Here is a 13,409-nt window from a genome sequence, read left to right as displayed (position 1 = left end):
CTTATGACGCTTCTGCAACTCAAATACATCGTCAAGATCGTCGAATGCGGTTCGATGAACGAGGCCTCCCACGAGCTCTACGTCTCGCAGCCCGCCCTGAGCTCCTCCGTCAAGGAACTGGAGAAGGAGCTCGGCATCGAGATCTTCACCCGTTCCTCGCAGGGCATCGCCCTGACCGTGGACGGCGCCGAGTTCCTCACCTACGCGCGTCAGGTGCTCGATCAGGCGGCGCTCCTCGAGGAGCGTTACAAGAACGCGAAGCCCCGCAAGCATCTGTGCACCGTCTCCACGCAGCACTACATGTTCGCCGTCGAGGCGTTCGTCGAGATGATCAATTCGATCAAGTCCGACGAGTATGAGTTCACGATCCGCGAGACCCGCACGCGCGACATCATCGACTCGGTCGCCAACATGCGTTCGGACGTCGGCATCATCTACCTGTCGGACTTCAACAAGGACGTGATCGGCAAGCTGCTGCGCGAGAAGCATCTGGAGTTCCATGCGCTCTTCCGCGCCCCGTTGCATGTGTTCCTGGCGCGCACCAACCCGCTCGCCACGAAGAAGATGGTCACGATGAAGGATCTGAAGCCCTTCCCGTTCATCCAGTACGAGCAGGGCGAGGACGGCTCCTTCTACTTCGCCGAGGAGGCGGTCTGGCCGGACTACTCCCCCAAGCAGATCAACGTGACCGACCGCGCCACGATCCTCAACTTCATCATTGGCCTCAACGGCTACACCGTGTGCACCGGCATCGACAACGGCGACCTCAACAACGAGAAGATCTGCACCGTCCCTCTCGACTCGGACGAGACGATGCTCGTCGGCTGGATCACCAACGAGCGCGCCAAGCTCTCCTCGGCGGCCGAGAACTACCTCGAGAAGCTCAAGTCCGTCGTCTCCGACCACGGCTACAAGCTCATCGACTAGTTATCGCGCGATCGCGGGAATCACGGTGGTTGCGGCGCCGGCCGCGGTGGCGGCGAACCCCTTGACGACCTCAATCATGACGGCCCGGTCGGCGGGGTCGACGTCGCGCATCGCGACGAGCATGGCGGGCAATGACTGCGTCCAGTGCGCGGTGAGTTCGCCGAAGGTCGCATACCCGCCGGAGGCCGCGCCCGCCTCGAGGATGGCGAACAGGTTCTCGATGAACAGCCGTCGATGCTCGTCGTCGTACCGCGCCATCCAGTCGTTCAGCGTGCGTGCGGCGTATCGGGCGCCGGCGGTGAGCCCGTCCGCCCGGACGAAGGCGCCGTCCTTGACCTGCCAGTGGAGCGCGAAATGCTGCATGATGCCCACGCCGTCGCTGTTGACGATCGTATAGCCGTCCGCCGCGTTCTCCCGCGTCTCGAACAGCATGCCGATGATCGATGAGCCCGGCACCGACTTGTGGATCCTCGCGGAGATCCGGGCATAGCCGTCAGCGGCGAAGAACGCCTCGTCGAAACCGGGGCCGTCATGCGAGTACACGGTCGTGATACGCCTTTGGGCATCCTCGGACGTGCATGCGGCGGCGTACACAGCGAGGTTGCCTCCTTTGGAATGACCTCCGACCATAATCGACCCATCCCACCTCGAGGCAACGTCGGCCAGATAGCGCGACGCGGCCTTCTGCGAGGAAACCGGGCGGCGGAAGGCCATCATGAAGTCCTCCTTCCACCCGACGATCGAACTGTCGGTGCCGCGGAAGGCGATGTAGAGCGTGCCGTCGCCGAGATCGAACGCGCATGCGGAGAACTGCTTCGTGGTCTCGGGATCGAACTCGTCCACATACGCGCCGATACGCAGGTCGCGCCACCGGGGGCTTTCGGCCATCGCGCGCAGCAGGTCGACGTTCATGTCGGGCGACCACACCTTGCCGAACATCGCGTCATAGCATTCGGCGCGCAATAGGTCACGGACGGGAACCATGGGAATGGCCCCACTCCCCCGTTCATCATCACGCCATCGGGGCACGTTATCGGGCATGCGCGCATACGCCAGCTGCGAAAGCGCCAGGGAATCGGTCTCGTTGAACGCATCCTCGTCGAACGTCGCGAACCGTATGCGGATGTCATCGGTGATATTGCCCATGGGAGCCTCCCAATTAACAAGGTCATACCTTTTTCTCATCCTACTGTTGTTGCACTATGCATCCTCGGGGACACATCTCATCCGGTCCGTCGTCGACACAATCTCATCACCATTTCAGAGGTGTTATCCACAACGGCGCCTGGCCATCTTGCGATTCATTGCGAATCGCCAATACCGTGGGCACATGGATATGCCTCAGAACACCTTCTTCACGTTGGAACAGGCCGCGTCGTTGGCAAGGCAGACCCACGCCGCATGCCGCGATATCGCCATGCACACCACGCAACCCCTATGCTTCAGCCATATCACGGCTCTCAAGCTCCACGGCATGGCCGCTTCAATGGATCTCCGCCCCGGATTCGACGAGAACAAGCTGCATGTCAGCGTCTCGCAGGCGGGAAGACTCTCACACCTACGAGACGTCCGGTTTCACCTGTGGTCGAAGGACCCATCGCCGGTCATACTCGACGAGTTGGTGAACTGCATGCCGGCCGCGGACGCCATCTGCCAGATGGCGTCATACACCGATCTGACCAGTCTGGTCATTGCGATGGACTGGCTCACCTGCCGTAATCCGGATATGAAGATGATGTCCCATGCCGAATTGGCGGAGCATGTGCAGGGGCTTGGACGGTTCCCCGGCGTACGACTGTGCCGCCAAGCCCTCTCCTACAGCCGCGAAGGAACCGATTCCCCTCAGGAATCGCTGCTGAGGCTATCCGCGGAGAAATATGGGATTCCGAAGCTGACGGTGAATATGCCTATCATGGACTATGAGTTGGGTAAGGCATACGTCGTGGATATGGCTCTGCCGGAATACGACATCGTTATCGAATATGACGGCAGGCATCATTACACGATGGAGCGGTGGGAAGCGGATCTGGCGAAGCGGAACCGCCTCTCCGCGCTCGGCAAGACAACCTTCGTCGCGACAAAAGTAACCATGGCCAACTCACACAATCTAAACGCCTTTCTGGCCATGATCGCTCAGGAGATTGGCAGACGCAAAAACGGAGGCTGACCTCAGCAACCGCGCTGTCTACAATGACAACGGCCAGACGTGCCATATATGGAAGGCCGAACCCGACATAGACCGCATCCAACATGCCAAGCTTTGGTTTTGGGCGGCTTGACTGGCTTGGAAGCCAGCTTGGAGCCACTTCAGAACTCTGTCCCTCATTTCTTAGGCACTTTTCTCAATTCTTAGGCAGATGGTCTGCCGTGCATATCTCCATGTGACATCAAAATCCCTGATAAATCAAGGAACAGAAAAAGCCCAACGGGCAGCTTTCAAACGAGACCTGCCTAAGAAACGCAAAAAGTGCCTAAGAAACGCGCACAGGTACTCCTAAGCCGTTCCTGAGTCGTTCAGAAACGGCATACCCCGGCACATTGGTCATACCGCGAGCCCACACCGCATCTGCATCCGTGGAAATGCCGTGGATACACGGTCGCGCAGACACACAATCAACGGTCCGTCTAGAATTTCCGTGTCACCACGTCGGTGCCGTAGTGCCCGTAGCTGTTCTCCGCCGAACCGGTGGTCCACGAGATCGGCGTGAGCGTCATGCCCGCCGGGTTGAACCGACCGTAGCCCATGAAAGTGCAATCGGCATTGCCGGCGCAACCGTTGACGCTGTTTGCGAAATGAGTGTTGGTGATGTTCCCGGCGTCATCGGTGAGCTGGTACCGCACCTCGTAGTAGGTGAGTGTGGCCGAGGTGTTGTTGTGCACGGTGATCGGGATCTTATAGTATCCGTACGCCGCATCCACTGCGCCGATGCTCTTCACGGTGATCTGCGGGTTGGCGTCGCCGGCCGAGGGGCCGAACTCCTTGGCGAAATCCTGATACCGTTCCATCTCCCGCTCGGTCTTCCCGATGGCATCGTCCGTCTCGTTGAGCTGCGTGTTGCGGTTGTCGATGTCCTGCTGCGATTCGGTCAACGCCGTTTCGGCGCGCCTGAGCTCCTTCGTCCTGACCTGGTATTCCGCGCTGGCACGTACGTCGATGGAGCGGCCTCCCATGTTCCAGCCCATGATTCCGGCCGCGATTACGGCGATCAGGCAGATGGCAGCGACGATCGCGGTCTTTGCCCTCCTGTCGTTCATGAGGTCGTTCATGAGATCACCTTCGCCGTCACGTCGCCGCCGAACTGCACGTCCTTGGATTGGCTGTCCGAGGCGATCTGATAGTAGTAGTGCTTCGGCTTGAACAGATCTCCCCTGCCGCCGACCTTCGAAAAGAGGACCTTCTCGATGACGGCGGTCCTGCCGGGCATAAGGCGGATGTCGTCGGCGGAGACGAATTGATCGTCGGAGACCACACTGCCATCGGGACGCACGATCTCGCCGACGATCTCGATCTTGGTGATGATGTGCCCAGACGTGTTGCGCACGACGAACCTAGGATGCACGTGCATCCCCGTGCCGTCGGAGTTGTCGAACGCCACGTCGAGCGATTCGACGGTCAGCGGCTGGTCCTTGACACTGCCTGCGGGCACATACCGCTGATACGCCTGCTTGGCCTCCTCAAGCCGTTTGTCCGCGGCCTGCTGCTTCTCCTCCAGCTGTTCCACCTCGTCGGTGAGCTCCTTCGCCCTGGCCTTGTTGGCCGCCGTACGCTTCTTCACGTCGGCGATGTCCGACACCAGAGCACGGTATTCGGGGCTGTCCGTCGGTTTGGTGGCGGAACGCCCGGCGGCGTACGCGCCGGCGAACATCATCATCGCAACGACCGCCGTCGCCACCACGACGATGACCGGATTGACCTGCGTGTTTTTGACCCCTTCAATCGGCACCTGCGCCGTATTCCTATCTCTCATATCATCAACTGTAGTGATCCGGGCTCGATTCGGACAGTCTCGAACAGCGATGTCATCAAGAATTCATCGTCGACGGGGAATCGATGTGATGGCTCCAAGGACATGCGAGAGACAACGAAAGCCGTGATCCCTCCCCGAATACATCAGAAGGATCACGGCTTCCAGTAATTTGTCTCGCGATGGCGCGCCCTAGCCCAAATCTCTGCCGCGCTGGCGCGGGGTCTGTCAGGCGCCGTACTGCGCGAGGTAGGCGTCGGCGGCGGCCTTGATCTCGGGCGTCACGTACGGCTCGCCGGAGGCGGCGGCGATGTGCTGGCCGGCCTCGAAGATCTCGCGCACGTTGGCGATGGCGAACACCGGGAAGCCGAATTCAGCCTCGACCGCCCTGACGGCGGAGGTGTCGGAATCCTTCGTCTTCTCCATGCGGTCGACGGACAGCACGAGGCCGACGACCTCGACGTCCGCCTCGGCCTTGAGCTTGGGGATGACCTCGCGCACGGCGGTGCCGGCGGTCATCACGTCATCGACGAGCAGGACCTTCATGCCGTCCTTCAGCTGGGTGCCGACCATCATGCCGCCGTCGCCGTGGTCCTTCTTCTCCTTGCGATCGAACGTGTAGCCGATCTCCGTGCCGTGCGCGCTGACGAGCGCGATGGCGGTGGAGACGGCCAGCGGGATGCCCTTGTAGGCGGGGCCGAACACGGTGTCGATGTCCTTCGGCAGACGGCCCGCCTCGATCTCGGCGGCGATCTTCTCGGCGTAGAACGCGCCGAGCGTGGCGATCTTGGTGCCGTCGTTGAACGCGCCGGCGTTGATGAAGTACGGGGACTTGCGTCCGGACTTCAGGGTGAACTCACCGAATTTCAGGGCCTGCGCCTCGAGCAGGAACTGGGTGAAGCGGATGTCGAGCGACGTGGCGTCGGTCATGGTATCTGGTATCTCCTTCTTTGCGTTGGTGCGAAGCTGATGCGAAGCGTATGGGATTCGATGGTCCCGGCTCAACGCCAGGTCTCGCCCGCGGCGAGCTTGGCGGCGAGTTCGGGGCGATCGTCGAGCAGGTCGTCGAGTTCGCGGGCGACGCGCAGGGGCGCCACGGGGTCGAAGAGCGCGGCCGCACCCACTTCGACGGCGTTCGCGCCGGCGTACAGGTATTCCAGGGCCTTCTCGCCGGAGTCGACGCCGCCGATGCCGATGATCGGGGTGTCGGGCAGCACGGTGCGCGTACGGTAGACGGCCACGAGTCCGACGGGCAGCACGGCCGGTCCGGACACGCCGCCGGTGACGTGCGCGATGATCGGCTCGCCGGTGCGGATGTCGATGCGCATGCCGAGCAGCGTGTTGATCATGCTCAGCGCGTCGGCGCCGTGTTCGACGGCCGCACGCGCCGGCACCGTGATGTCGGTGACGTTCGGGGTGAGCTTGACGATGATCGGCTTGTCGGTCATCGGACGCAGACGGTCCATGAGTTTGGCGAGCGCGACCGGGTCGGTGCCGACGCTCATGCCGCCGTGGGTCACGTTCGGGCAGCTCACGTTGATCTCCAGCATGTCGGCTGCGGAGTCGGCGAGCTTTTCCACGACCGCCGCGTAGTCGTCGTCGCTGTGCCCGGCGACGTTGGCGATGACCATGGCGCCCGCCTCCTTGAGCTTGGGCAGGTCGTCGACGAGATAGTGGTCGACGCCGGGGTTCTGCAGACCGACGGCGTTGATGTTGGAGGCCGGCCCCTCGGCGGTGCGCGGCGACGGGTTGCCCTCCCACGGTACGGGTGAGCATCCCTTGGTGCACACGGCGCCGAGCTGACTGACGTCGTAGAACCAGCGGACGGCCGCGTACTGGAAGGTGCCGGAGGCGGTGCCCACCGGGTTCTTCCATGTGACGCCGGCGACCTTGGTGGGGTGCTTCCACTCGTGGGCCTCGTACAGGTTGATGTGATCGTTGCGTTCCGTCATGCTCACTCCCCCCATCCGAGCTGTTCGCGGGTGAACACCGGTCCGTCGGCGCACACCTTGAGTCGTCCGTCCACGGTGTCGACGGTGCACAGCACGCAGGTGCCGTAGCCGCAGCCCATACGCTGCTCCATGCTCAGCTGACAGGCGAGGTCGCGCCTGGCGGCCCACGATGCCACGGCCTTCATCATCGGCAGAGGGCCGCAGGAGAGGATCACGGTGTCGAGTCCGCCGACGTGAAGCCCGCCGGACGCCTCGAGCCGGTCGAGCAGCGTGATGACGTTGCCTTCGGATTCGTCGATGCTCAGCGTGGCGTCCGCATACGGTTCGACGAAGCGGTCGGCGAAATGATCGTTGCGGTAGCCGAACACGGCGGTGGTGCGTACGGCCGGATCGGCGGCGAGGCACTGTGCGGCGTAGATGAGCGGCGGCACGCCGAGACCGCCGGCCACCAGCACGTAGTGGGCGGCCTGCTTGGTCCTGAACGGACGTCCGAGGGGGCCGAGCACCTGCAGCGTGTCCCCGGCGCGCAGCTCGGCGAATTCTGCGGTGCCCTTGCCGACGACCGCAAAGATCACGCTCACCTCGTCGCCGTCGACCTCGCTCACGCCGAACGGACGGGGCATCGGCATCAGCGGATCGTTGGTGAACAGGTTCACGAACTGCGCCGGACGCGCGTGCTTCGCGATGTACGGGTCGCGGAAGGTGAGACGTACTACTCGGTCGGCGAGCGTCGTGACGTCGGTGATCTCGACGGGGTGACGCGGCGGGAAGTACCCGGCCGCTACGGCTTCGTCCACCACGTCGTATGTGGGGGTGAAGGTGGAGGTCATCATGCTCCTTGTGACTTGGGTGACTTGTGGATTATGGCCTGTGAGGCCTGTGAACCGTATGACGATGCCGGGAAATCGGGCTCCTGTGGCGTTACAGCACGGCGCGCAGGTCGTCGCGCATGGATTCGGCGGCCTCGCGCGCAGTGTCGAAGACCAGCGCGAGCGCGTCGTCGGCGGACATGGACTTGGAGTAACCGCCGTGCTTCTTCCACGCGCCGATGATGCCACGCGAGGAGTTGACGATGGCGCCGGAGCCATCCTTGTCGAACATGCCTCGCACGTCGGCTGCGGTGCCGCCCTGGGCGCCGTATCCGGGTACGAGGAAGAAGGTGTGCGGCATGCGTGCGCGCAGTGCCCTGCCCTCCTCGGGGTGGGTGGCGCCGACGACCGCGCCGACGCGCGAGTATCCGTGGGATCCGATCGTATCGGCGCCCCAGCCTTCGACGAGATCGGCGACGTGCTCGTATACCTTGGAGCCGTCGGCGAGGTCGAGCATCTGCAGTTCGCTCGACGACGGGTTGGACGTGCGCACCAGCACGAAGAGGTCCTTGTCGGACTCCTTGGCGGCGTCGACGAACGGGGTGATGCCGTCGGTGCCGAGGTACGGGTTGACGGTCACGGCGTCCACATGCCACGGATCGTGGCCCTCGACGCCGGAGAGCATGTGCGCGTAGGCGGAGGCGGTCGAGCCGATGTCGCCGCGCTTGACGTCGGCGAGCACGTAGAGGCCCTGCGCGGCCGCGTATTCGCAGGTCATCGTGTACACGTCGATGCCGGCGGGGCCGAGCGCCTCGTACATGGCGATCTGCGGCTTGACCGCAGGCACGATGCCCCTGATCGCGTCGATGATCGTACGGTTGAACTCGTAGCAGGCGACGGCGAGCTGTGCGGCGGGCACCTCCTCGGGGGTGTCGACGGAGTCGCGCACCTCCTCGGCGAAGCTGGCGACGACCTGCGGCGGCACCAGCGCTTCGGTGGGGTCGAGTCCGACGACGCTCGGATTCTGCGTCGCCTCGATCGCGTCGATCAGACGGTCCATGATGATCCCTTTCTCTACTTTTCTACGTTGCTTTCCGTGTGCGCGGTTCCTCTACAGTCGACTGAACGTCAGGTTCCGTCCGATGATCGTGGCCATCGGACGACCGGTGACATGCCATCCGCCGAACGGGGTGTTGCGGGCCTTGGAGTGGAAGGCCTCCGGATCGACGGTCCATGCGGCGGCCGTGTCGAGCACGACCAGTCCGATGCCGTCCGTCTCGCCGGGCTGCGTCAGGTCGAGCACGCGCTTGGCATCCGGCTCGCGGGAGGCGTCGGTCTCGCGATCGAGCAGCGCGGTGATGTCGGTGGGCTCGTGGCCCATGAGTCGCATCGGTTCGACGCTCATCAGTTCGATGAGTCGCCTGTCGGAGATGAAGCCGCCGTCGACGAGCTTCGCGTGGCACACGCCGTAAGCGCATTCCAGTCCGATGATGCCGTTGGGCGCCTCGAGGAAGCCGAGGTCCTTCTCCTCCATCGTGTGCGGGGCGTGATCGGTGGCGAGCAGGTCCACCGTGCCGTCGGCGATGGCCGCGATGGTGGCCTTGCGATCGGCTTCGGAGCGCAGCGGCGGGTTCATCTTGGCGAGCGTACCGTACTTGAGAAGCGCCTCGTCGCTCAGCGCGAGGTAGTGCGGCGCGGTCTCGCAGGTGATCGGCAGGCCCTCGGCCTTGGCTTCGCGGATCGCGTCGAACGAGATCGCGGTGCTCACATGCTGGAAGTGGACGTGCACGCCGGTCTCGCGCGCCTTGGCGATGTCGCGTGCGACGACCTTGAGCTCGGTGTCCTCGGGGATGCCGGGCACGCCGAGTTCGCGTGAGACGGGGCCTTCGTTGACGGCTCCGGTGTCGTGGTGCTCGCAGTGCTCGATCAGGCATAGTCCGCTCTCGTGGGCCAGTTCGAGCACGTCGTCGAGGATCTCGGGGGTGACGGCGGAACCGTCGTCGCTGATCGCGGTGACGGGATGGGCGAGCTGGGCGTCGTCCTTCGATTCGTCGTCGACGCCCGGCATATAGCGACGCCAGTGTTCGAGTTCGGTGGCCTCGCGCCCCGCGCGCCCCTTGGATGCGCACACGCACAGGTCGTAGCGCACCGGCAGGCGGACGCCGTGGATGGCCTCGTAGTGCTGCAGGTAGTCGATGACGGTGTCGTAGCCGGAGTCGAGCACCTCCTTCGCGCCGGGGGCGTCCGGATCGGTGATCGTCTCGCCGTCCATGGCGGGCACGGTGTTCGGCATGATGAGCACGTCGGTATATCCGCCGGAGGCCGCCGCCGCGCAACCGGAGACCATCGACTCCTTGTAGGTCTGGCCGGGATCACGGAAGTGGACGTGCGGATCGGCGAATCCGGGCGCGAGGGTCAGGCCCGTGGCGTCGATCTCGACGTCGGCGTTCCCGCCTTCCGCGCCTCTTGCGCCGTCCTCGAACAGCGTCCCGTCCGTAGGCACCTTGAGATCGATGATCTCGTCGGTGTCCCACACCTTGATGTTGCGCAGCGTGAGCATGGCGTCCTCCTTACCTGCCTATGCAGGCCCTTACAGCTTGGCTTCCTCGTCGCAGTAGTCGCAGCGGTACTCCTGACGACCGGAGTGCGTCAGGTGGAACATCTGGTCGATGCCGCGTTCGGTGGTGGTCACGCAGCGGGGGTTCCTGCAGGTGAGGATGTTGACCACGTGCTCGGGCAGCGTCGGGGTCTTCTTCTCGACGATGGTGCCGCCGCGCACGATGCCGACCGTCGCGGTGCGGGCCACGAGGCCGAGCACGTCGAGGTCGATGGCCGGGTTGTCCTCGCCGTCGCGATCCTCGATCTTGATGATGTCCTTCGAGCCGTACAGGTGGCTGTCGGTGTTCATGATCAGGCGAGCTTGGTCTTCGCCGGATCGATCTTCAGGTATTCGAGCACCTTGAGCGCAGTGCCGGCCGGCACGTGATCGATGATGATGCCGTTTTGGATGCTGGTGACCTCCATCAGGCCTGGACCTCCTTGGATTCGAGCGGTTCGTATCCGGGCAGCTCGTCGCCCACCACGGAGCTTTCGAGCGCCATGCGCATGAGCATGCCGTTCTTGACCTGCTCGAAGTACGCGGCACGCGGATCGTCGTCGACCTCGACGGCGATCTCGTTGACGCGCGGCAGCGGGTGGAGCACGGCCATGTCCTTCTTCGCGTGGGAGAGCTTGTCCTCGTCGAGGATGTACGTATCGCGCAGACGCAGGTAGTCGTCCTCGTTGAAGAAGCGTTCCTTCTGCACGCGCGTCATGTACAGCACGTCGAGATCGCCGATCACGGAGACGAGGTCCTTGACCTCGGTGTAGGAGCAGGACGGCGTGGCGTCGATGCGGTCGAGCACGTACTGCGGGGTCTTGAGCTCGTCGGGACTGATGAGCACGAAGTTCACGTTGCCGAAGCGGCACAGCGTCTCGATCAGCGAGTGCACGGTGCGGCCGAACATGAGGTCGCCGCATAGGCCGACGGTCAGGTTCGTGACGCGGCCGAAGCGCGACTGGAGGGTCGCAAGGTCCGCGAGCGTCTGCGTCGGGTGCATGTGGCCGCCGTCGCCGGCGTTGATGACCGGCACGGAGGCGGCACGGGAGGCGACCAGTGCGGCGCCCTCCTTCGGATGGCGGATCGCGACCACGTCGACGTAGTTGGAGACGGTCTTGAGGGTGTCGGCGATGGATTCGCCCTTGGTGACGGAGGCGAGCTGAGCGCCGGCGAAGCCGATCACCTGACCGCCGAGACGCAGCATCGCGGTCTCGAAGCTCAGACGCGTGCGGGTCGAGGGCTCGTAAAAAAGAGTGGCGAGCACCCTGCCGTCGCAGGTGTGCGCCACTTCCTTGCGGTGCGAATCGATGTACTGCGCCTTGTGCAGCAGATCCCGAATCTGGGCGATGGACAGATCATCCAGCGAAATAACGCTCTTACCGATCATCGGCGTCTCCGCCGGCTCTTGTGGAGTTGACACGGCTCACCTTTCGTGCGTGAAGCGGATAAGGTGGCCACTAACGTGACCTATCCGACTATAGACCATTTCGCCGACGCATGCCGCAACACCGCGTCACCCGCGCGTCACCTCGCGTTCACCATTCCGGCTGCCATTGAATCCGGGACGAACGCCTCGTCGTCGATCTCCGGATGGGACCGGTTGGCGTCGATGAACATGATCTATATGACGAAATCCTCCCGCCGCGTATGCGAAGGGAGGATTTCGTACGTCGTCACGCACTGTGGAGCGCGGCATGGCCGCTCATCGGGTTCACAGCTCCTCGCCGTTGCTTTCGATGACCTTCTTGTACCAGCCGAAGGACTTCTTGCGGCGACGCTCGAAGGTGCCGTGGCCCTCGTCGTCCGCGTCGACGTAGATCAGTCCGTAGCGCTTCTTCATCTCGCCGGTGGTGAAGCTCACCACATCGATGCACCCCCAGACGGTGTATCCCATGACGGGGACGCCGTCGAGGTCGATGGCCTTCTTGACCTCCGCGATGTGGCTCCTGAGATACTCGATACGAGAATCGTCGGCGATATAGCCGTCGGAATCGGGGGTCTCATACATGCCGACGCCGTTTTCGACGATGAACAGCGGCTTGTTCCAGCGCTCGTACATCTCGCACAGGGAATAGCGCAGACCGACCGGATCGATCTGCCATCCCCAATCGGTGGCCTTGATGTACGGGTTCGGCACGAGTCCATCGAGGCCGTGCTCCATGACGTCGAGCCTGGATCCCTGCGAGCTGACGGCCACGGACATGTAGTAGCTCAGCGAGACGAAATCGACCGTGCCTTCCCTGATGATCTCAAGGTCACCCGGCTCCATCGCGATATCGATGCCCTCGCGCTCCCAACGCTTGCGCAGGTAACGCGGATACTCGCCATGAACGTACACGTCACCGAACAGATAGCGGTTGCGCATCTCGGTCTGGGCGAGCATCACGTCGTCCGGGCGGCAGGTCTCCGGGTAGATGGGCACGAAGGAGAGCATGCAGCCGATCCGGAAGTCCGGATTGATCTCACGTCCCTTCTTGACCGCCAATGCCGCGGCGACGAACTCGTTGTGGATCGCCTGCCACACCTTCCGCTCGACGGTATGCGGATCATCATCCGGATTGGGGATGATGCCGGAGTTCGTGTACGGGAAGATCGGCGTGTGCATGTTCATCTGGTTGTCGACCTCGTTGAAGGTCAGCCAGTAGGTGACGAGGTCCTTGTAGCGCTCCATCACCGTCGTCGCGAACCGCACGAAGCAGTCGACGACCTTGCGGTTGGTGAAGCCGCCCATCTTGGCGAGGTGCAGCGGCATCTCGAAGTGCGAGAGCGTGACGACCGGCTCCATGCCCTTGGCGCGGTAGTCGGAGAACAGCTCCTCGTAGAACTTGAGGCCCGCCTCGTTCGGCTCCTCGTCGTCGCCGTTCGGGAAGATGCGCGACCAGGAGATCGACGTGCGGAAGCACTTGAAGCCCATCTCCTGGAACAGGGCGTCGTCCTCGCGGAACGTGTGGTAGTAGTCGATGCCGCGATGGTTCGGGTAGTTGAGGCCGTCGATCACGCCGTCCGTGATCCTGCGAGCGACTCCGGCAGCGCCTCCGGTGAGCACGTCGCAGATGCTGGGGCCGCGTCCGTCCTCGTTCCATGCGCCTTCGAGCTGGTGGGCGGCCACCGCGCCGCCCCACAGGAAGTTATCGGGGAAACCCATTGTCGTTGTCCT

General features: G+C 63.4%; 12 protein-coding genes and 1 pseudogene. 2 read left to right on the top strand and 11 right to left on the bottom strand.

Annotation, left to right across the window (positions count from 1 at the left end; genetic code table 11):
- Positions 1-3 precede the first annotated feature (3 nt).
- Positions 4-927, top strand: a complete 924-nt coding sequence (locus BCAL_RS01175) for a LysR family transcriptional regulator (RefSeq protein WP_043259956.1) — start codon at positions 4-6, stop codon at positions 925-927.
- On the opposite strand, the gene BCAL_RS01170 is transcribed toward BCAL_RS01175, so the two are convergent.
- A complete protein-coding gene (locus tag BCAL_RS01170; RefSeq protein ID WP_043163680.1) occupies positions 928-2,073 on the bottom strand; it encodes a DUF2974 domain-containing protein in 1,146 nt (381 codons plus the stop codon).
- A 184-nt stretch (positions 2,074-2,257) separates the two neighbouring features.
- On the opposite strand from BCAL_RS01170, the gene BCAL_RS01165 reads away from it, so the two are divergent.
- Positions 2,258-3,094 (top strand): PDDEXK family nuclease, encoded by an 837-nt coding sequence (locus tag BCAL_RS01165; protein WP_043163678.1) that lies wholly within the window; start codon positions 2,258-2,260, stop codon positions 3,092-3,094.
- A 458-nt stretch (positions 3,095-3,552) separates the two neighbouring features.
- Here the strand turns inward: BCAL_RS01165 and BCAL_RS01160 are convergent, their stop codons facing one another.
- The 10 genes and pseudogenes from BCAL_RS01160 to BCAL_RS01115 form a co-directional block, all read right to left on the bottom strand.
- The gene (locus BCAL_RS01160) at positions 3,553-4,194 is read right to left on the bottom strand and encodes an FxLYD domain-containing protein (protein ID WP_043163675.1); all 642 of its coding nucleotides are present in this window, start codon (positions 4,192-4,194) and stop codon (positions 3,553-3,555) included.
- Positions 4,191-4,895, bottom strand: coding sequence for a hypothetical protein (locus tag BCAL_RS01155; RefSeq protein WP_152600271.1), 705 nt, complete (start codon positions 4,893-4,895; stop codon positions 4,191-4,193). The genes BCAL_RS01160 and BCAL_RS01155 overlap by 4 nt, the downstream gene beginning before the upstream one ends.
- Positions 4,896-5,120: 225 nt before the next feature.
- Positions 5,121-5,822, bottom strand: coding sequence for an orotate phosphoribosyltransferase (pyrE, locus tag BCAL_RS01150; protein ID WP_043163673.1), 702 nt, complete (start codon positions 5,820-5,822; stop codon positions 5,121-5,123).
- Positions 5,823-5,893: 71 nt separating this feature from the next.
- Positions 5,894-6,859: a dihydroorotate dehydrogenase gene (locus tag BCAL_RS01145; RefSeq protein WP_081887166.1), complete on the bottom strand. Its 966-nt coding sequence runs from the start codon at positions 6,857-6,859 to the stop codon at positions 5,894-5,896.
- Positions 6,847-7,677, bottom strand: coding sequence for a dihydroorotate dehydrogenase electron transfer subunit (locus tag BCAL_RS01140; RefSeq protein ID WP_043163671.1), 831 nt, complete (start codon positions 7,675-7,677; stop codon positions 6,847-6,849). The genes BCAL_RS01145 and BCAL_RS01140 overlap by 13 nt, the downstream gene beginning before the upstream one ends.
- Before the next feature lie 88 nt (positions 7,678-7,765).
- On the bottom strand, positions 7,766-8,713 hold the full coding sequence (gene pyrF / locus BCAL_RS01135; RefSeq protein ID WP_043163669.1) for an orotidine-5'-phosphate decarboxylase: 948 nt from the start codon (positions 8,711-8,713) through the stop codon (positions 7,766-7,768).
- 51 nt (positions 8,714-8,764) lie between these two features.
- Entirely contained in the window at positions 8,765-10,213 is a 1,449-nt protein-coding gene (locus BCAL_RS01130) for a dihydroorotase (RefSeq protein WP_043163667.1), read from the bottom strand.
- 30 nt (positions 10,214-10,243) lie between these two features.
- Positions 10,244-10,677: pseudogene (locus tag BCAL_RS01125) on the bottom strand (aspartate carbamoyltransferase regulatory subunit).
- Positions 10,677-11,639, bottom strand: coding sequence for an aspartate carbamoyltransferase (gene pyrB / locus BCAL_RS01120; protein WP_043163663.1), 963 nt, complete (start codon positions 11,637-11,639; stop codon positions 10,677-10,679). Before pyrB ends, BCAL_RS01125 begins: the two are co-directional and overlap by 1 nt.
- A gap of 324 nt (positions 11,640-11,963) precedes the next feature.
- Positions 11,964-13,397 carry a 6-phospho-beta-glucosidase gene (locus tag BCAL_RS01115; RefSeq protein ID WP_043163661.1) on the bottom strand — a complete coding sequence of 478 codons (1,434 nt, stop codon included), beginning with the start codon at positions 13,395-13,397 and terminating at the stop codon, positions 11,964-11,966.
- Between the last annotated feature and the right edge of the window lie 12 nt (positions 13,398-13,409).

Origin of the sequence: Bifidobacterium callitrichos DSM 23973, assembly GCF_000741175.1 — a bacterium.
Lineage (GTDB): Bacteria > Actinomycetota > Actinomycetes > Actinomycetales > Bifidobacteriaceae > Bifidobacterium > Bifidobacterium callitrichos.
The sequence above is the reverse complement of the archived record's forward strand: the minus strand, read 5'-3'. Positions and strand labels throughout refer to the sequence as shown.

Coding starts and splice junctions, on each gene's coding strand:
- BCAL_RS01175 (WP_043259956.1), top strand. CDS start 4: ATGACGCTTCTGCAACTCAAATACATCGTCAAGATCGTCGAATGCGGT.
- BCAL_RS01170 (WP_043163680.1), bottom strand. CDS start 2,073: ATGGGCAATATCACCGATGACATCCGCATACGGTTCGCGACGTTCGAC.
- BCAL_RS01165 (WP_043163678.1), top strand. CDS start 2,258: ATGGATATGCCTCAGAACACCTTCTTCACGTTGGAACAGGCCGCGTCG.
- BCAL_RS01160 (WP_043163675.1), bottom strand. CDS start 4,194: ATGAACGACCTCATGAACGACAGGAGGGCAAAGACCGCGATCGTCGCT.
- BCAL_RS01155 (WP_152600271.1), bottom strand. CDS start 4,895: ATGAGAGATAGGAATACGGCGCAGGTGCCGATTGAAGGGGTCAAAAAC.
- pyrE (WP_043163673.1), bottom strand. CDS start 5,822: ATGACCGACGCCACGTCGCTCGACATCCGCTTCACCCAGTTCCTGCTC.
- BCAL_RS01145 (WP_081887166.1), bottom strand. CDS start 6,859: ATGGGGGGAGTGAGCATGACGGAACGCAACGATCACATCAACCTGTAC.
- BCAL_RS01140 (WP_043163671.1), bottom strand. CDS start 7,677: ATGATGACCTCCACCTTCACCCCCACATACGACGTGGTGGACGAAGCC.
- pyrF (WP_043163669.1), bottom strand. CDS start 8,713: ATGGACCGTCTGATCGACGCGATCGAGGCGACGCAGAATCCGAGCGTC.
- BCAL_RS01130 (WP_043163667.1), bottom strand. CDS start 10,213: ATGCTCACGCTGCGCAACATCAAGGTGTGGGACACCGACGAGATCATC.
- pyrB (WP_043163663.1), bottom strand. CDS start 11,639: ATGATCGGTAAGAGCGTTATTTCGCTGGATGATCTGTCCATCGCCCAG.
- BCAL_RS01115 (WP_043163661.1), bottom strand. CDS start 13,397: ATGGGTTTCCCCGATAACTTCCTGTGGGGCGGCGCGGTGGCCGCCCAC.